The sequence below is a fragment of the Actinomycetes bacterium genome (genome assembly GCA_024222295.1).
GTDB lineage: Bacteria > Actinomycetota > Acidimicrobiia > Acidimicrobiales > Microtrichaceae > JAAEPF01.
Window position 1 is genome coordinate 45,603 of record JAAEPF010000002.1, and the last position, 16,413, is coordinate 62,015.

Sequence of the window (16,413 nt, forward strand, 5' to 3'; positions counted from 1 at the left end):
ACTGCCGGTCGTCTGGGACAATGGACGACCGGTCCGGCAACGGAGGTGCGGTGGCTGATATCGAGGTGTTCGCCGACGTGGGATGCCCATTCACCCATGTCGGGTTGCTCCGTTTCGTCGAGGAGCGGTCCCGTCACGGCCGTGAGGACCTGGGCCTCGTGGTGAGGGCTTGGCCCCTCGAAGTCGTCAACGGCAAGCCGCTCGACCCCGCCTTCATCCGCGAGGAGGTCGACGAGATCCGCTCGCAGCTCGGCGGCGGCTTGTTCTCGGGATTCGACGAGGCGAGCTTCCCGCACACCTCCATCCCGGCGATGTCACTTGCAGCCAGCGCATATGAGTCCGGTACGTCGGTGGGCGAGGCCGTGAGTCTCCGGCTGCGCGATCTGCTGTTCGAACAGGGATTCGACATCTCCGACGACGACCTCCTCGCCGGGCTGGCCCGGAGCCACGGAGTCGACTGGGACCCGTCCGAGCACGATGCCCATGAGGCCCAGGTGGCAGCGGACCACGAGCGGGGTGTCGATCTGGGTGTGGTCGGCTCGCCGCACTTCCTCACCGGGGCCGGCGGCTTCTTCTGCCCGGCGCTCGATGTCTCGCGTGGTGACGACGGCCACCTGCGGGTCACTGCCGACCGGGAAGGGTTCGACCGGTTCCTGGCCGCCGCACTGGAATGATTGCGTAGCGCAGTAGTTCCCGAAACCCTTGGCGACGCTTGCGCTACAGCCGGCCTGCCAGCAGGATGGGGCCAGCGATTTCGAGGGGGATTCTCATGTCTTTGCCCGTCAGGCGCCGCGGCGCCCGTCTTGGCCTATGCGCAATGGCGCTCGCCGCGGCTCTGCTGTTCGCGGCGTGCGCACCCACATCGGGAGGCGGTGGCGGAGGCGGACCGACCGTGACCGCGGTGCCTCCCCATGGCGGGTTCATGATGGTCGCGAACCGCGCCGGTGGGTTCTTCTCGCTGCCGTGGCCCAACGACATCCGCAAGTACACCAACGGCACCCTCGACATGCGCGGCCTGCCCGGCCTCGCACGCAACCCGCTGGTCGACCCGATCCCGGCGGTGCCGTTCCTTGCCGAGTCGGTCGGCAAGGCCGCCGCGGCAGTGACCGACTTCGGCACCAACACCGCCGTGTTCTTCCAGGCGAACGTGGACATCGACCCCTCGACGCTTCCCTCGGGCGCGACCGACAGCCTCTCGCCGGATGCCAGTGCGATGCTGATCGACCTCGACAACGGCAACACGCTTCACCCTGTCATCGCGGTGTATGAGCCGACAGGTGACCGCTACAGCCCCAACCGGCTGCTCACGCTCGTGCCCTACCCGGGCCACCCCCTGAAGCCGGGGACCAACTACGCCGCGGTGCTGTTCAACGGCATTCTCGACAGCCAGGGCGCGCCGATCGAGCAGGCCCCGTTGATCAGCCAGCTCGACAGCGTCTGGACCGACGAGCACGGCGTCGACGAGCCCACATGGGCGAACCTGCAGGCCCAGCGGGCATCAGTCACCGCAGCGGTATCGGCAGCCACCAACTGGGATCCGGCAGACATCGCGGCCTTCTCGGTGTACCGCACCCAGGACACAGGCGCCGAGATCGACGCCATTGAGGCGGCACACGCCGGCCTTGCTGCGCCGACGATCACGGTCGACAGCCAGGCCCCATGTGCGGTCGACAACACCGCTGGGGGCAACGGCGCCACCAACAGCCTCGTGACCGCCACGATGTCGGTGCCCGACTACCAGATCGGGACCTACCCGTACCTGCAGAACGGTGGGGGCATGGACCTGACCGGTGGCATCGCCGTGGTGAAGAAGAACCGTGACGTGCCGGTGCGGATGCGCATCCCCTGTGGGGCGGCACCGCTCGACGGGTGGCCCACGGTCGCCCACATCGGATCCATCGAGTCCGAAGGTGACAGCGACAACTACCCGCCGCCGTTCTCATATGACGGCCACCTGTTCGCCGAGATCCCGGCCCACATGGCCGGTGCAACAGACCCGGCCCTCACCGCGGTCAACATCGCGGCTGCTGACCAGCCGGGCCTGCTCTACGCGAACTTCATCAACCCGAAGTCGGGCCGGGCCAACCCGCTGCAGCAGGCGTCCGACCACATCTCGCTGCTGAGGGCCCTCGAGTCGTTCAGCGTCGACGGCGCGACTGTTGGTACCACCGGCACCGTGCAGACCGACGAGGCCTCCACCGTGGCTTCCGGTCACAGCCAGGGCGCTTGGTCGCTGCCGTTCGTGGCCAAGGCGGCGACCGGCGTGGAGGCCGTCTACTCGAGCTCGGGCTCCGGTGGCCAGTACCACTCGCTCGCCCACACGTTCCAGCGCTACAACCTCGCCCTGTTCACCGCAGACGAGGTGCCGCTCGACGAGCTCAACCCGCTCGTTCAGCTCGTGCAGACCGCCACCGAGGCATCCGACGGCATCAACGTCGGTGCCGCCGGCCTTCCCTCGGGGCTGCACTACGTGAACGTCACCGGAGCCAACGACGGCTGCGTGTCACTGGAAGCATCGCGGCACTTCGCAACAGCGATGGGTCTCGGGCTCGCCAACAAGCAGTTCCCGAGCAGCTTCTACGGCTCTCCGACGCTCGATCCACCGGTGGTCGGGCTGCCCGCTTCGGCCAACGGAGCCGGCGGAGCCACGAGGGTGCAGCTCGAGACCAACGGCGACCACGAGCAGGCGCTGGCCAACAGCGGGCTCGGTACCTCGGTGCTGGGCGACGTTGCGGCCGGTGTGGCCCCCACGGTGCCCAACGACGTCTGGAACAACACCTACGGCGTCTGCGGCTTCCGCTACGACTTCCTCGGCGGAGACCCCTTCGGGCGGTCCTGAGTCACAGTCTGCACAACCGATCTCCAGTCTCCGAGGGGGGTGCGCCGCGGCGCACCCCGCCGCGCTGTACGGTCCCGGCATGAAATTCGGGATGCTCTTCGCCAACACACTCGGCTTCGCCACACCGCAGGGGGCCGCAGAGATGGCCCGCGCAGCGGACGACGCGGGTTTCGAGTCGCTCTGGACCGTCGAACACGTCGTGTACCCCGACGGCTACGAGTCGTCGTATCCATACGACAAGTCCGGGAAGATGGCCATGGCGGCAGACACTCCGTTGCCCGATCCGCTGATCTGGCTCACCTGGGTGGCCGCCAACTCCCAGCGGCTTCGCCTCGCCACCGGCATACTCATCCTCCCCCAGCGCAACCCCATCGTGCTCGCCAAGGAACTCGCCACGCTCGACGAGATCTCCGGCGGCCGCGTCGAGCTCGGGGTCGGCGTCGGCTGGCTCGAAGAGGAGTTCGACGCCCTCGGCATACCCTTCGAGGCGAGGGGCCGGCGCACCGACGACTACATCGAGTCGATGCGGGCGGTTTGGGACAACGACCACGCCGTGCACGACGGCGAGTTCATGCAGTTCTCCGGGATCTCCGTCAACCCGAAGCCGGTCAATGGCCGGGTGCCCATCCACATCGGTGGCCACACCAAGGCCGCGGCCCGTCGTGCCGGTCGCCTGGGCGACGGCTTCTTCCCCGGCGAAGGTGACCTCGGTGAGCTGCTCGATGTGATGCGTGCGTCCGCGGATGATGCCGGGCGTGATGCCGATTCGATCGAGATCACGTCGTCGCACCCCGGCCTGTGGGGCGACGATCCGCTGGCCGCGGTCGAGAAGATGGCTGCCAGGGGAGTCGACCGCCTCGGTGTGCCCGGCTTCATCTTCGCCCTGGCGCCAGACCCCGCCGCTGCCCTGGCCGAGTTCGGCGAGAAGGTGATCGCGCCCTCAGTCGACCTCTAGGCCTGTGCCCGGCGGCGGGTCAGAACAGCTCGAAGGTGTGGGCTTCGAGGGCGTGCCGGGCGGAACGCTCGGCCATGGCGCAGAACATGGCGTCGCCGCGATCGGTCTGGCCCACGACCTGTGACGCTCCGATGGCCATCACGAGCCCATCGAGGGCATACCGGCGGTGACCGCGCTCGACGGTCTGGGCATCCACCTGCACGCCGTGCACCAGCAGCGCGGCTCGGTATCGGTCCAGCATCTCGCGCTCGTGCGCGACCCGCTGCTCGGTGACCAGTGCGCCGCCGAGGAAGTAGGAGAGGTCAGCGAGCGCCGCGCCGGCGTTGACCGTCTGCCAGTCGACCACCGTCACGCCGTCGTCGTCGACCAGCAGGTTGTCGGGCCTGAAGTCGCGATGGACGAGCGCCACCGGCCCTTCCCGGTTGCCCAGGTAGTCACTCGCGCGCTCGACGAGGTTCTCGGCGACCTCCATCACCTGTGGGCCGATGCGTTCGGCATAGCGCTCCGAGAACCCTGGAAACAGCATCCCGAGCAGGGCGGCATGGGCGTTGGGGTCGCCTTGCTCGCCAAGCACCTCGCCGGTGTGCGGCGGAGGGGCCTCCCACCAGGTCGCGTGCAGTGCCGCCAACTGGTCGAGCGCCGCCGCGGCTGCGTCGGGGTCCATCCCGTGGATCTGGTCGGCCTGGGTGCTGTCGGCCATGTCCTGCAGTACGAGGATGAAGTCATCGCCGGCCTCGTTGACCGCCGCGAGGTGGCACTGCGGGGTGCGCACGGCGCAATCGGGGGCGAAGCGGCTGTAGAAGCCGGTCTCGATCTCGCCGTGGCGCAGCGCTGCCGACGTGGCCCGGCTCACCGGATCCGCCGAGGCCACCTTCGCCACGACCGACTTCGGCGCACCCTCGATGTCGTGGGCCATGCGCACCCGCAGGCACGAGGCGACCTGTCCGGTGCCCACGGGTTCCACGTGGACCGCCTCGGGTTCTGCACCACCGAGGGCTCCGTCCAGCACCTCGGCCCAGAACGCGGGCGTCTCGAGAGCGGCGAGCAACAGGTCGTGGTCGGCCAGCCAGCGGGACGCGAAGTCCTCGGGTGCGCTTGTCACTGCAATCCCCTGATCGTGCGGTACTGCTCGACCACGGGTGCCAATTCTGACGGCGTGCAACCGTGCATGATCACCCCGGACACGCCCAGGTCGAACTGTGCGCGCACCGCGGCGGCACACTGCGCGGGTGACCCGGTGCCGGACGGGGCCAGCCACTCCCCGGGCACCACTTCGGCGATTGCCTCGAGTTGGGCTGTGGTGGCGTTGGCATCGATGGCGGAGAGGAACTGCCCGACGGTGGGGTCTGCGCGGAACCGTTCCAGCAACGCCGGATTCCAGTCGTTGGTTCGCACCAGAAGGTCGCCATAGCCCTGCAGGTACGTGGCCATGCGGCCGACTGTCTTGCGGAGTCGCACGTCTTCGTCGAGGTGGTCGCCCACCGTTGCGAAGCACGACCAGACCTCGACGTCGTCGGGGTCGCGGCCAGCCAGTTCGGCTGCTGTGCGCACGGTCTCCACGGCGCGTCGCGTGGTCTCGTCGGTGAAGAACGTGTGCAGCACCACCGCATCGAAGCAACGGCCGGCGAGGGCGAGGCTGTTGGGGCCGAACGCGCACAACAGCACGGGGATGTGGTCGTCGAACTCACTGCCGAGCGCGAGCAGCGGCCACGCGCCTGCCGGACCGTCGTGGCCGACCACTGCCTCGCCGCGCCACAGCCGTTTCATGAGGCCCGTGAAGTCCTCCATCTGGGCAGTCGTGATCCGGGGGATCGCGGACATGTCGAAGATCACGTCGATTCCCCTGCCCAGCCCCAGGGTGAAGCGGCCTCCACCCATGCGATGCAAGGTCATTGCGGCACTTGCCGTCACGAGTGGGTGGCGTGTGTTGTGGTTCGTGGCGGCGGTGGCGATCTGCAGTGACGACGTGACGGCGGTGGCGGCCCCGCTCAGGGTCATCGATTCCTTCACGTTGAATCGTTCGGAGATGAAGGCGGTCCCGAAGCCCAGTGTCTCGGCGGCTCTGGCTTCCTCGCCGATGGCGGAGGGATCCGCTGCCGCGCCTGCGAGCAGGTAGCAGCCGAGTTCTTCCATTGTCGCCGAGCCCGGGGTTCCAGCCATGGCCGCACGATAGGGCGCCCCGGCGCCGCCTCGCGGCCGCCTGCCCACGCGGGGGGTACGGTCGGGTCCGATGGCCGAGCCCGATGAGGACACATCTGAACCGTCGGGCGATGAAGACCCAGCCGAGGGAGGCGACGGCGAGCCATCAGAGGCCGGCGACGGTGGCCCCAACCTGATTGACCGGACGCTGGACCGCGTGGATGCGATCCAGAGGGGGATCCCGCCCGTTGCCGTGGTGCACGCGGTGCTCAAGAAGTACGGAGAGGACCGATGCGGCCAGTTGGCGATGATGCTGTCCTACCGCGGCTTCTTTGCGATCTTCCCGTTGCTTCTGGCGTTCGTGGCCGTCGTGTCGTTGTTGCTGCAGGACAACCCCGATCTGCGTGACCAGCTGATCGACTCCACGCTGTCGGCGGTTCCGGTAATCGGCTCCGAGATACAGGACGCCGCCTCCGTGCCGAGCGGAAGCGTGGTTGTGGTCGTCGGCTCGGTCCTCGTCTCGATCTGGGCGGGGCTGGGGCTGCTCGAGGTGCTCCAGGAAACGCTCAACACGATCTGGGGTGTGCCCCTGTACGAACGGCCTCCGTGGATCATCCGTCGCCTCCGTGCACTGCCTGGCGCCGTTCTCATCGGAGCCTGCCTCGTGCTGTCCGGAGCATCGGCGTGGATCTTCTCCGACGGCGACCTGCCATGGGTGCAACGCGCCGCCGGCTACTTGCTGCCGTTCCTGGCCGGCGCCCTCTGCTACCTCGGCCTGCACTGGCTGCTGTGTGTGCGCAAGGTGCCCTTCACCTCGCAGCTCTGGGGCGCCGGGTTCGTCGGGGCAGCCTGGTTTGGGCTCCAGCTGCTCGGCACCTGGTACGTCAACCGCTATGTGTTGCAGGCATCGGACCGTTACGGGATCTTCGTGGTGGTGTTCGGAATCCTGTCGTGGGCCTACCTGCTGGGCCTTCTGTACCTGTACGGCAACGAGTTGGCCTCGGTGATGCACGACCGGCGGTGGCCGCGCAGCCTCACCGGCCGCAACCTCGGGCCGGCGGACGTGGAGGCCCAGGCACGGGTGTTGCGCCGCGAACTGCGCGTCGAAGGAACCGGTCTCGACGTCGAGGTGCCCGAGCTGCCGCGATGAGCGGTGGTTCGGGTGACCGGGGTTCTGGCTAGCCGTACGCTGCGCGGGCGGCGGCGATCGCCTGGATTGCGGCTTCCTTGCCGGACCAGTCGCCGATCACGGCTTCCTTGCCCGGGTCGAGGTCCTTGTAGACGGTGAAGAAGTGCCTGACCTCCGCGAGGAGGAACTCGTCGACGTCACCCACGTCGGTGATCTGTGACCAGCGGGGGTCGTCGGCCGGCACGCACAACACCTTGAGGTCGCGGCCGGCCTCGTCGCTCATCTCCAGCACGGCGACGGCGCGGGCTTTGATGTGGCAGCCCGGGAATGTCGGGTCCTCGAGCAGCACGAGGGCATCGAGAGGATCGCCGTCCTCGGCGAGCGTGTGGGGGAAGAACCCGTACTCAGCCGGGTACACAGTGGCGGCGAACAGGTGCCGGTCGAGCCAGACCTCCCCGGTGTCGTGGTCGATCTCGTACTTGTTCATCGAGCCCTGCGGGATCTCGACGATCACCTCGAACACGTCGCTATCGGTCACAGCATGACCCTACCGGCGGATCGCCGGAACTCGGTGGTGGCCACGCGATGGTCGCGCCGGTCAGCGGGTGGCTCGGCGGTTCAGCCCTGGGCTTCGGCGTCCAGGCCCCGCATGCCGGACCAGGCGAGGCCTGCCACGGCTTCGGAGAGCTCGTCGACGTCGGGTGTGCGGTCGTGCTGCAGCCAGTAGCGGCTGGCCGCCTCGGTCATGCCAACGATCGTGTGTGCGAGGAGCACGCGGTGCTCGGCAGGCTGGCCGTCGACCACGATCAGCTCTGCGATCGCCTCGGCGATCGATGCCTCGACCGAACGGGTGAGCGAGGCGAACTCGGGGTCGCGGCGAGCCCCTGCGCCGAACAGCACCTTGAACGCATCGGTGTTGTTGGCCACGTAGCGGAAGTAGGCCCCGAATCCCATCTCGATCTGCTGGCGGGGGCCTTCGGCATCAGCTGTGGCCTTGGCGATCGTGTCGCGGAGCTGGTTGCCGATCTCGGTCAGCAACTCCACGAAGAGGTCCCTCTTGGAGGAGAAGTGCTGGTAGAGCACCGGCTTGGTGACGCCCGCAGCGTCGGCCACGTCGTTCATCGACGCGGCATGGAAGCCCTGCTCTGAGAACACGCCGATGGCGGTCTCGATCAGCTGTGCTCGTCGTTCTGCTGCGGGTAGTCGCATGTCGGTGGTTGGGTCGGGCTCCGGACCATCCGGCTTCCTCTGGTTACCCAACGGTAACAAAGGGCCGTGTCCACTCGGGAATCCTCGCACGAAGCAGCCGCTGGTGGCCCCGTAGGATGAGGCCATGGACCATGCGGAGGGCCTGCGGCTCGAAAAGGTGAGGTGTGCCGGCGCGCACCGCGCCGAAGATGCGGACCCCGCCGGTACGGCGCCGCAGTGGGACGCCGTGCTGGTGGTCGAGATGGCCGGCCCGTGGCCACGCGACATCTCGATGGCGGAGCCGTTCGCGTCGCTCACCGACGCCCCGGCGGCGACGATCGTCGGCGCCGATGGCCGCATGTGGCGCCCGCAGGGCGTGCTGCCCGAGTCCGCCGACGGCTCCGTTCGGGTGATGGCCTTCGAGCGGGCAACTTCAGGGTGCGGCCCCTTCGCTCGTCGCGAATGGCGGCTGCCCGGCGGCGACCCTGTCCGGTTGCGCCAACTGTGCACCGCCTTGCTCGCCGCTGACAGCGACGCGGTAGGTGGCTTCTCGCAGTGGCGCGACGACCCGTCCGAGGGGACTGTTGACTTGCTGTTGTGCACCCACGGCAACCGCGACGTCTGCTGTGGCGGGTCAGGTGCTGCGCTGCACGCCGCCGCGGTGACAGCCCTGGGCGGCGCTGACACGCAAGGCGCGAGCGGCGGCCGTCGGCGGCTCTGGAGGACATCGCACGCCGGTGGTCACCGGTTTGCCCCCACGGGCGTGTCGTTCCCCGATGGGGTCTCCTGGGCACACATGGACACTGCAGATGTGCTGGCAATCCTCGACCGCGCGGGCGACCCCCGGGTGCTCGGAACGCACTGGCGTGGTGCGGTGGCCATGGAGCCCGGCCCCGCTCAGGTGGCCGACCGGGAGGGCTTCTCCGAGTTCGGCTGGAACTGGCTCGCCGCGGACCGCAAGCCCGTGCTCGTGGCACATGATCGCAACTCGCTCGACACGACCGTCGACGTGCTCGCCGAGGACCGCAGATCGGGAGTCCGTTCGGTGCGGGTGTCAGTGGCACTCGAGCGCCACATCTCGATGCCCACCTGCGGCGCCGTGGACGAGCCCGAGCTGAAGACCGAGCCCGTGTGGATGATCACCAAGACCGAAACCGGCACCGACTGACCCGCTCACGGCTCCGGCCAGTAGGTGAAGGATCCGCCGCGGTCGTTTCACCCCGAACAGCTACTGCTGTGCCGGCCTCCGCAAGCAGCGCACGAACTGGGTGGGACCGCCGCTTGGGGGCGTGCGGCCCCCACCCGCGATCGCGACGCCCGGACCCCGAAATGCCGTAGCCTGTCGTCGTGCTGTCCCATCGCAGCTTCCGTTCCGTGCTGTCGGCCTGGTCTGCTGGCTCGGTCGCGTCGGCCGGCTCCGCGCTCAGCGCCGGAAGCCTCCTGTCGATCGGATCGGCCGGGTCGATCCTGTCCATCGGCTCGACCGGCTCGATACTCGGCATCGGCTCGACCGGCGGCTGCTGCAGGATCGGCAGCGGTCGCAGCGACTGACTCAGGGCGTGAGCGCAGACGGTGCCGGCTGCGCAGACGATGCCGGCTGCCGTGCGCCGTCGCCCGGTGCCCGCCTCCTCCTGTCGGAGTGGCGCTTCTCCCACCTGCGCCCTGCGTCGGTCACCATCGGGTAAGGATGAGAACAAGCGACTGATGGAGATATTCGCGGAGGCTGGAACCACCGACGGCACCGTCGCTCACTATGTGTTCGGCGACGGCAGCGGCGGTGTCGTGATCGGCGAAGCAGATGAGGCGGGCACCGGATACCGGAACATCCTCAACTACGGGGAGTTCGTGGAGTACGAAACCAAGGTGCTGCTCTCCATCGACGATGCCGTGCCACACATCATGGACGCTCTGGCCGACTGAGCCGAGAAGCCGGGCCGGCGGAGCGACGGGCGCACCCGCTGCTCTGGCACCGGCCCGGCGTGTCGGGTGAAACCGAGGTCCCCGCCCAACCGATTCAAACGAGGCAGCGTCGTCGAGGCTGAGGCCACGCACGGCCCCCAGTGACACGACTCAACGAGCGAGGACTGCTAGGGGGAGTGATGCCTTTAGCGGTGCAATGAGCCGGCGTCGCTTCACGCTGCGACTCGGGCGAGGCGTCGGAGTCAGGAGACCTGCTCTTACCGATGTAGGCGACAGTGGTGGAGGTCTTCTCAGCGCCAGCCTTCTCGGTCGTCATGGTCGTCCAACTTGTCCGCCGCCTTGGCTGCGTAGGAGAAGATGATCGCGGGCAGCAACACGATCGAACCGGCGACCATGAGAACGACGATCGTGGTCACGAGCCACTGCGGGAACTGCAGCACCAGCCCGATGAAGAACAAGAGCATCGAGAGCGCGAAGCACGTGTAGCCAAAGCGCTGACCGAGGCTCGTCGCCCGCAGGATCTGCGCGCGTCGTTGCACAACAGGGTCGTCGGGTTCGAGCTCCATGCCAAGAGCCTGCCGTACCTGCCGGTTCGTCGCCGCATCCCGGGTCCCCGGGGCCTGGGTCCCGCGATGACCCCCCTTGGGCCGCATCACGTGCCTTCTCATACACTGACGAGCGAGGAAGACGCCCGGCTGTCGCAGTCCGCGTGACGGGCAGGAATGGGAGAGGTTCATGGCGGGTCGGCTCTACGTTGACTTCTGTGGCGAGCAGCTGAAGCTCGCACCCGGTGACTCGGCGACCTTCGGTCGCGACGCAGACCTGGTGATCGACGACAACCCCTACCTGCACCGCGTGCTGGGGCGATTCGAGCACCGCGACGGGCATTGGTGGCTCGACAACACCGGCAGCTCCACGGTCATCAACCTGCATGACCGCAACTCTGCGAACACCGCTGTGGTGGCACCGCGCGGCACGGTGGTGCTCACGATGGCGGACGTGGCGGTCAGCTTCGTGGCCGGCCGAAGCCGCTATGAGCTCGACGCCGCCGTGGAGGACGCTGTCGACCAGGTCGAGGTGGCCGCCGCTCCCGCCGAGGGCCGTCGCACGCTCGAGTGGGGCACGGTCGACCTCAATGACGACCAGCGTCCGAGGCCTGGATCTGCTGTTCGGCTTCCTTGGTGATGTGCTTGGCGGCCTGGCGAAGCAGGTCAGCGGCCGACTTGAGCGCCTTGCGGTGCTGCCCGTCCCACTGGCCGACGAACTGCTTCTGGTCGTTGCCCTGCCACCATGTGGAACGGAGCTTGCCGTCGACCGTGCTGCTGGACGCTTCGATGCTTCCGGCCTCCTCCACCATGGTGTTGGCGAGCGCCTTCATCTGCGCCGGATCCAGTCCGAGTTGTGCCATCTGGGTTCTTCCTCCTGGTGAAACCCGCCGCTGGTCGGCGGGATCACCCGAGTGAAACCCGAAGTCTCCGGCTTGTCACCGGGTCGCGCGACCCGGTCCCCGACTGCCCAGGCGTGAGGGGTGCAGGCCAGGGCCCCGCCGTGGAGCCGGGCCCTGGCCGAGGGCTGTCAGCGAGTCCGAATAGGAGCCACGGCCACCTCCGCGGCCGGGCCGGCGGGCTTGGTAGCGCCGCATCACCGAAGCGGTCACCAGCGCCAGACCGCACAACCAGAGCACGTCGCCGATGGAGATCACCTGGCCCCACGGCAACGGTATGACATCGCCGAAGAAGCCCAGCAGTGCACCGTCGGCCACCTCGCGGCCACCGGTCAGCACCATCGAGTCGATGTCTGCGGAGTCCTCCACGATGCCTGAAGCGGTCAGCGCCGACTCGGCCACCGGCATGCCCCAGTTGATCAAGGTGACCACCAGGCTGAGTCCGACACCCGCGGCTACGAGCACCATCCCGCCGGTGTGGATGTTGAGCACGGCGAAGGCGAGTACCAGGCCGAGCCCGAGGAGGCGCAACAGCACCGCGGGCGTGCCGAAGAGGCCCGTCACGTCGGCCACCAACCACACCGTGACGCCACCGAGGCCGATCATCCACCCATCGGGCCGCCAGTCCATGACGTTGCCGAAGTTGCCGCCCCAGCGCAGCCCGAGGCCGACTCCGACGGCCAGCGCCAGCAACGTGGGGATCAAGGCCATGAACAAAAACTAACCTGCGTGGCATGTACGGCGACGAACTGCTGCTCGACACCCGTGACGGGGTGGCCACACTCACGATCAATCGGCCCGAGCGGCGCAACGCCCTCAGCTGGGACGTGATCTCCGGGATGCGTCGTGCTGTGGCCGATGTGCGTGACGATTCCGAGGTGCGGGTGGTCGTGCTCACCGGGGCCGGCGACAAGGCGTTCTGTGCCGGCGCCGACCTCACCGGCATGAAGGGCGACAGCCATGCCGAGCTGCACGACGCCCGCGGTGAGTTGGCCCGCCTGTTCGACGACCTCTGGTCGCTCGGCAAGCCGATCGTTGCGAAGGTGCGTGGCTACTGCCTCGCCGGCGGATTCGGCCTCGCGCTGGCTTGCGACATGGTGGTTGCCTCCGATGACGCCACCTTCGGCACGCCTGAGATCAACGTCGGGTTGTGGCCGTACATGATCACGGTGCCGTTGTGCCGCTCGATGCCTCCGAAGCGGGCGCTCGAGCTGATGATGACCGGCCGCCGCATCGACACCACCGAAGCCGATCGCTTCGGGTTCCTGAACCAGGTGGTCGCTGCCGACGAACTCGATGCGGCCGTGGATTCGCTCGCGGAAAGTCTGGCCGCTGCATCGCCCTCGGTCATGAAGCTCGGACGCGACAGCTTCTACCAAACCTGGGACCTGGGAGCAGCGGAGGCCCTGGCGGTGCTGCACCCCATGCTCACAGTGGGTACGGGCCTGGAGGACGCGGCGGAGGGAATCGCCGCGTTCGCCGAGAAGCGCGAGCCCCGATGGACCGGCCGCTGAGCACCGCAGCGGTGCGCCCTCGAGCGGCGCTGCGACGCGTCGCACCAACGGAGTAGAAACGAGCCATGGCGATTGTCTCCTACCAGTCCTCCGACAGTGTCGGCACGATCACGATCTCGCGCCCTGAGCGCCGCAACGCGCTCAACCACACAGCGCTCGAGGAGCTGCACGCGGGTGTGCGCCAGGCGGCGTCCGACGAGTTGCGCTGCCTGGTGGTCACTGGCGACGCAGGCCACTTCTGTGCCGGTGCAGACCTGACCGAGCTCGAGGACATGGCCTTCACCGAGGCGCTCCGGGCGACCCTCGATGACCTGGGCGCGCTCGAGTTCCCCACGATTGCGGCAATCGCAGGCTCATGCATGGGCCTTGGCGTGCAGATCGCGCTCGCCTGTGACCTGCGCATCGCCACGCCCGACGCCCGTTTCGCGGTGCCGGTGGCGAAGCTGGGGCTGATGGTCGACCACTGGACCGTGCAGCGCCTTGCCCTCAATGCCGGGCATTCCACAGCGCGCTGGATGATGCTCACCGCCGAGCCGATCAGCGCCGGGCACGCGGCCGACGTCGGGCTGGTACAGCGCCTCATCGAACCGGAGACCGAAGAACCCGGCGCCGAGGTGCTGGCCGACGCTTCGAGGCTCGCCGCCAACATAGCCACGCTCGCGCCGCTGGCGCTCGCCGGCTCGAAACTGGGTCTCGACCTGCTGGAGCGTCCAGCTGGGGAGGCGGACCCCGACGGTGCCTACCGTGCAGCCTTCGAGCGGGCATGGGCATCCGATGACCTCACCGAGGGCCGACGGGCGTTCGGCGAGCGCCGGTCCCCTGAGTTCCGCGGCCAGTAGGTCGGCGCTGCCAAGTCAGATGGCCGGCAGGTACCGGTCCATGTGCACGTAGCTGTTCCAGATCATCCAGAGGATGAGCGGCGTGGCGACGACCCAGAACGCCCAGCCGTGCGAGAAGCTCCGCGCCAGCAGCCACGCGCCCAGGGCCAGCAGTGCCGCTGCTCCTGCATAGCTCAGCGCGATCGGCAACTCCTCGGGTGAGGAGCCCAGCCCCTCGTCGAAGTCCTCGGCCACCGAGACCTGCACGGCCTCGGGCTCCTGGGCGATTGGTGGGGGCGATTCGACCGGGGGTTGCTCGAGCACCGCGTGCACGATGATGCGCTGCTTCGCGGAGTACTTGGGGTGACAGGCCGTGAGGGTGACCCGGTTGTCGCCGAAGTCGTCGAGCACCTCGGTCTGTGACGGGGACACCACGTACCAGGCTTGCGCGGGGTTGTCGGGCGCCGGAATCACCCGGTAGGTGAAGCGACCCTGGCTGGTGGAGAGCGTGATCTCGTCGCCGGGGATCAGCTCGTCGATCCGATTGAATGGTGCGCCGTAGGTCGTGCGGTGACCGGCGATGCCCACGTTGCCGACCTGGCCGGGGAACGGTGTGCCGGTGTAGTGGCCCGGCCCCTTCTTCAGGTCGTCGCGCGACGTGCCTTCCACGACCACGCGTGACATGTCGATGGCCGGAACCTCGATCACACCAGCAGGTTCTCCCTGCGTCGGGGTCGGAGGTGGGCCGCCCACCTCGCCTGACCCGGCGACGACCTCGGTCAACCCGGCATCGGCGTCGACACCCAGTTCCTCGGCGAACTCCGCGAGTAGTTGGTCCTGCTGGCGGGACTCCTCGAGACCCGTACCCCAGAGCTGGTACGCCACGAATCCGAGGATCACCACACCAGCGATGATGAGGAGACGCCCGGTGACACCCAGGACCTTCGACAGCATGGTCTCACCGTAGCGACGGATTCCGCCTGCGGATACGGACCCTGTAGCGTTGCCTGACCCCCCTCACAGCCATGGATGACGCCAACTCGCCCCGACGCCACGAGCGCGACGAGCCAGCCGGGCACCCCGACCCGCCCGTCGTCAGGCTCCGCGAGGCGGTGGCGGTGCTCGGGCGGTTCCCGGCACTTGCCGGGCTCGACCTGCGCGTCGACCGCGGCGAAGTCGTGCTGCTCGCAGGCCCCAACGGCGCCGGAAAGACGACAGTGCTGCAGGTCTGCGCGGGCCTCGTCGCAGTGGTGGAGGGCGAGGCCGAAGTGCTGGGAGTGGACCTGCGCAACGACCGTCGGTCGATCCGTCGCCGTGTCGGGTTGGTCGGCCACGCAGCAGGGCTGTACCCCGAGCTGACCGTGCACGAGAACGTGGCGTTCTGGGCGAAGGCCGCAGGCGCCAGCGAAGCGGAGGGAAACGCCGCCCTCGAGCGGTTGGAGATTGCATCAAGGCTCCGGGACCTACCGGTGCGGGCGCTGTCAGCCGGCCAGCGCCGCCGGGTGTCGTTCGCGTCGGTGCTGGCGAGGCGGCCCGAGTTGTGGCTGCTCGACGAGCCCCACACCGGCCTCGACGCATCGGGCCGCGACCTCGTCGACAACCTGATCGCCGAGGCCTCCGCCGCTGGGGCAACTGTGCTGTTCGCCTCGCACGAGGCCGACCGGGCGTCGGCGGTTGCCACACGCACCGTGTCACTCGCGGGAGGCGTGGCCACATGACCGCGGGATGCAACCGATGATCGCAGCAGTGTTGCGCGACGCGCTGCTGGTGGCCGGCAAGGACCTGCGCCTGGAGCGCCGCTCGAAGGTGGCGCTCGGCCAGATGCTGCCGTTCGCCATGTTGGTGCTGTTGTTGTTCGCGTTCGCGCTCGATCCGGACCGCGGCGTGCTCGAGCAGGCGACAGCCGGGCTGTTCTGGATGACTGTGCTGTTCACAGCAGTGCTGGCGGTGCAGCGGTCGTTCGCGGTCGAACTCGAAGAAGGCGTGCTCGACGCGTTGAGGCTCACCGGGATCCCTCCTGCCGCTGTGTACCTCGGCAAGGTCATGGCCCTGGTGCTGGAGCTGTTCGCACTGGAGATCGTGCTGGGAATCGGCGTTGCGGTGCTCTATGACGCCCGGCTCGAGGGCTGGGGTCTGCTCGTGGTGGTTCTGGTGGCCGCCACCGTCGGCATCGCTGCGGCCGGGGTCACGTACGGCATCCTCGCGGCCCGACTTCGTCAGGGGTCCGCGTTGCTGCCAATCTTGTTGTTGCCGCTCCTGGCACCAGTGCTCATCGCCGCAACCCGAGGCAGCGAGGTCGCACTGCGGAGCGAGGCCGGCGGCGGGTGGTCATGGGCCTCCCTGCTCGGCGTCTTCGCTGTGGCATACCTGGCCCTGGGCACCGTGTTGTTCAAGCCGCTGCTCGACGAGACATGACCGTGACCGACCGACTGAGGGCACAATCCGTGCAAACCAAGGGGACTCCGGC

General features: G+C 68.3%; 20 protein-coding genes. 12 read left to right on the forward strand and 8 right to left on the reverse strand.

Features of this window, described 5'->3' with window-relative positions; genetic code table 11:
- The first annotated feature begins 20 nt into the window (after nucleotides 1–20).
- From GY812_00210 to GY812_00220, 3 genes are all read left to right on the forward strand, one after another.
- Complete coding sequence (locus GY812_00210; protein ID MCP4433907.1) at nucleotides 21–674, forward strand: DsbA family protein; 654 nt, start codon at nucleotides 21–23, stop codon at nucleotides 672–674.
- A 143-nt stretch (nucleotides 675–817) separates the two neighbouring features.
- The gene (locus tag GY812_00215; GenBank protein MCP4433908.1) at nucleotides 818–2,839 is read left to right on the forward strand and encodes a hypothetical protein; all 2,022 of its coding nucleotides are present in this window, start codon (nucleotides 818–820) and stop codon (nucleotides 2,837–2,839) included.
- A 79-nt stretch (nucleotides 2,840–2,918) separates the two neighbouring features.
- Nucleotides 2,919–3,794, forward strand: coding sequence for an LLM class F420-dependent oxidoreductase (locus GY812_00220; protein MCP4433909.1), 876 nt, complete (start codon nucleotides 2,919–2,921; stop codon nucleotides 3,792–3,794).
- Between the two features lie 19 nt (nucleotides 3,795–3,813).
- Here GY812_00220 and GY812_00225 read toward each other — a convergent pair whose 3' ends face one another.
- Together GY812_00225 and GY812_00230 are read right to left on the reverse strand one after the other, a co-directional pair.
- A complete protein-coding gene (locus tag GY812_00225) occupies nucleotides 3,814–4,896 on the reverse strand; it encodes a phosphotransferase (protein MCP4433910.1) in 1,083 nt (360 codons plus the stop codon).
- A complete protein-coding gene (locus GY812_00230; protein ID MCP4433911.1) occupies nucleotides 4,893–5,954 on the reverse strand; it encodes a TIGR03857 family LLM class F420-dependent oxidoreductase in 1,062 nt (353 codons plus the stop codon). The genes GY812_00225 and GY812_00230 overlap by 4 nt, the downstream gene beginning before the upstream one ends.
- Nucleotides 5,955–6,024: 70 nt before the next feature.
- On the opposite strand from GY812_00230, the gene GY812_00235 reads away from it, so the two are divergent.
- Nucleotides 6,025–7,083, forward strand: a complete 1,059-nt coding sequence (locus tag GY812_00235) for a YihY/virulence factor BrkB family protein (GenBank protein MCP4433912.1) — start codon at nucleotides 6,025–6,027, stop codon at nucleotides 7,081–7,083.
- 28 nt (nucleotides 7,084–7,111) lie between these two features.
- Here GY812_00235 and GY812_00240 read toward each other — a convergent pair whose 3' ends face one another.
- Both GY812_00240 and GY812_00245 read right to left on the reverse strand, forming a co-directional pair.
- Nucleotides 7,112–7,549 carry an inorganic diphosphatase gene (locus GY812_00240; protein MCP4433913.1) on the reverse strand — a complete coding sequence of 146 codons (438 nt, stop codon included), beginning with the start codon at nucleotides 7,547–7,549 and terminating at the stop codon, nucleotides 7,112–7,114.
- Nucleotides 7,550–7,680: 131 nt separating this feature from the next.
- Nucleotides 7,681–8,271: a TetR/AcrR family transcriptional regulator gene (locus GY812_00245; protein MCP4433914.1), complete on the reverse strand. Its 591-nt coding sequence runs from the start codon at nucleotides 8,269–8,271 to the stop codon at nucleotides 7,681–7,683.
- Between the two features lie 124 nt (nucleotides 8,272–8,395).
- Here GY812_00245 and GY812_00250 point away from each other — a divergent pair, with 124 nt between their 5' ends.
- The 3 genes from GY812_00250 (at nucleotide 8,396) to GY812_00260 (ending at nucleotide 10,170) form a co-directional block, all read left to right on the forward strand.
- A complete protein-coding gene (locus tag GY812_00250) occupies nucleotides 8,396–9,418 on the forward strand; it encodes a hypothetical protein (GenBank protein MCP4433915.1) in 1,023 nt (340 codons plus the stop codon).
- Nucleotides 9,419–9,597: 179 nt separating this feature from the next.
- A complete protein-coding gene (locus GY812_00255; protein ID MCP4433916.1) occupies nucleotides 9,598–9,801 on the forward strand; it encodes a hypothetical protein in 204 nt (67 codons plus the stop codon).
- 153 nt (nucleotides 9,802–9,954) lie between these two features.
- Nucleotides 9,955–10,170, forward strand: coding sequence for a hypothetical protein (locus GY812_00260; protein MCP4433917.1), 216 nt, complete (start codon nucleotides 9,955–9,957; stop codon nucleotides 10,168–10,170).
- Nucleotides 10,171–10,460: 290 nt separating this feature from the next.
- Here GY812_00260 and GY812_00265 read toward each other — a convergent pair whose 3' ends face one another.
- Nucleotides 10,461–10,736, reverse strand: a complete 276-nt coding sequence (locus GY812_00265; GenBank protein ID MCP4433918.1) for a hypothetical protein — start codon at nucleotides 10,734–10,736, stop codon at nucleotides 10,461–10,463.
- A 169-nt stretch (nucleotides 10,737–10,905) separates the two neighbouring features.
- Between GY812_00265 and GY812_00270 the strand changes: the two genes are divergently transcribed.
- On the forward strand, nucleotides 10,906–11,355 hold the full coding sequence (locus tag GY812_00270; protein MCP4433919.1) for a hypothetical protein: 450 nt from the start codon (nucleotides 10,906–10,908) through the stop codon (nucleotides 11,353–11,355).
- Here the strand turns inward: GY812_00270 and GY812_00275 are convergent.
- Together GY812_00275 and GY812_00280 are read right to left on the reverse strand one after the other, a co-directional pair.
- Nucleotides 11,303–11,578 (reverse strand): hypothetical protein, encoded by a 276-nt coding sequence (locus GY812_00275; protein MCP4433920.1) that lies wholly within the window; start codon nucleotides 11,576–11,578, stop codon nucleotides 11,303–11,305. The two genes, GY812_00270 and GY812_00275, sit on opposite strands and share 53 nt — an antisense overlap.
- A gap of 75 nt (nucleotides 11,579–11,653) precedes the next feature.
- Nucleotides 11,654–12,325, reverse strand: a complete 672-nt coding sequence (locus GY812_00280; GenBank protein ID MCP4433921.1) for a DUF5317 domain-containing protein — start codon at nucleotides 12,323–12,325, stop codon at nucleotides 11,654–11,656.
- Between the two features lie 23 nt (nucleotides 12,326–12,348).
- Here GY812_00280 and GY812_00285 point away from each other — a divergent pair, with 23 nt between their 5' ends.
- Together GY812_00285 and GY812_00290 are read left to right on the forward strand one after the other, a co-directional pair.
- The gene (locus tag GY812_00285) at nucleotides 12,349–13,128 is read left to right on the forward strand and encodes a hypothetical protein (GenBank protein MCP4433922.1); all 780 of its coding nucleotides are present in this window, start codon (nucleotides 12,349–12,351) and stop codon (nucleotides 13,126–13,128) included.
- Between the two features lie 65 nt (nucleotides 13,129–13,193).
- A complete protein-coding gene (locus tag GY812_00290) occupies nucleotides 13,194–13,967 on the forward strand; it encodes an enoyl-CoA hydratase (GenBank protein MCP4433923.1) in 774 nt (257 codons plus the stop codon).
- A 15-nt stretch (nucleotides 13,968–13,982) separates the two neighbouring features.
- On the opposite strand, the gene GY812_00295 is transcribed toward GY812_00290, so the two are convergent.
- Nucleotides 13,983–14,900, reverse strand: a complete 918-nt coding sequence (locus GY812_00295; GenBank protein MCP4433924.1) for a class E sortase — start codon at nucleotides 14,898–14,900, stop codon at nucleotides 13,983–13,985.
- A gap of 71 nt (nucleotides 14,901–14,971) precedes the next feature.
- Between GY812_00295 and ccmA the strand changes: the two genes are divergently transcribed.
- Together ccmA and GY812_00305 are read left to right on the forward strand one after the other, a co-directional pair.
- Nucleotides 14,972–15,664, forward strand: a complete 693-nt coding sequence (gene ccmA, locus GY812_00300) for a heme ABC exporter ATP-binding protein CcmA (GenBank protein ID MCP4433925.1) — start codon at nucleotides 14,972–14,974, stop codon at nucleotides 15,662–15,664.
- Nucleotides 15,665–15,680: 16 nt separating this feature from the next.
- The gene (locus GY812_00305) at nucleotides 15,681–16,361 is read left to right on the forward strand and encodes an ABC transporter permease (protein MCP4433926.1); all 681 of its coding nucleotides are present in this window, start codon (nucleotides 15,681–15,683) and stop codon (nucleotides 16,359–16,361) included.
- Nucleotides 16,362–16,413: the final 52 nt, after the last annotated feature.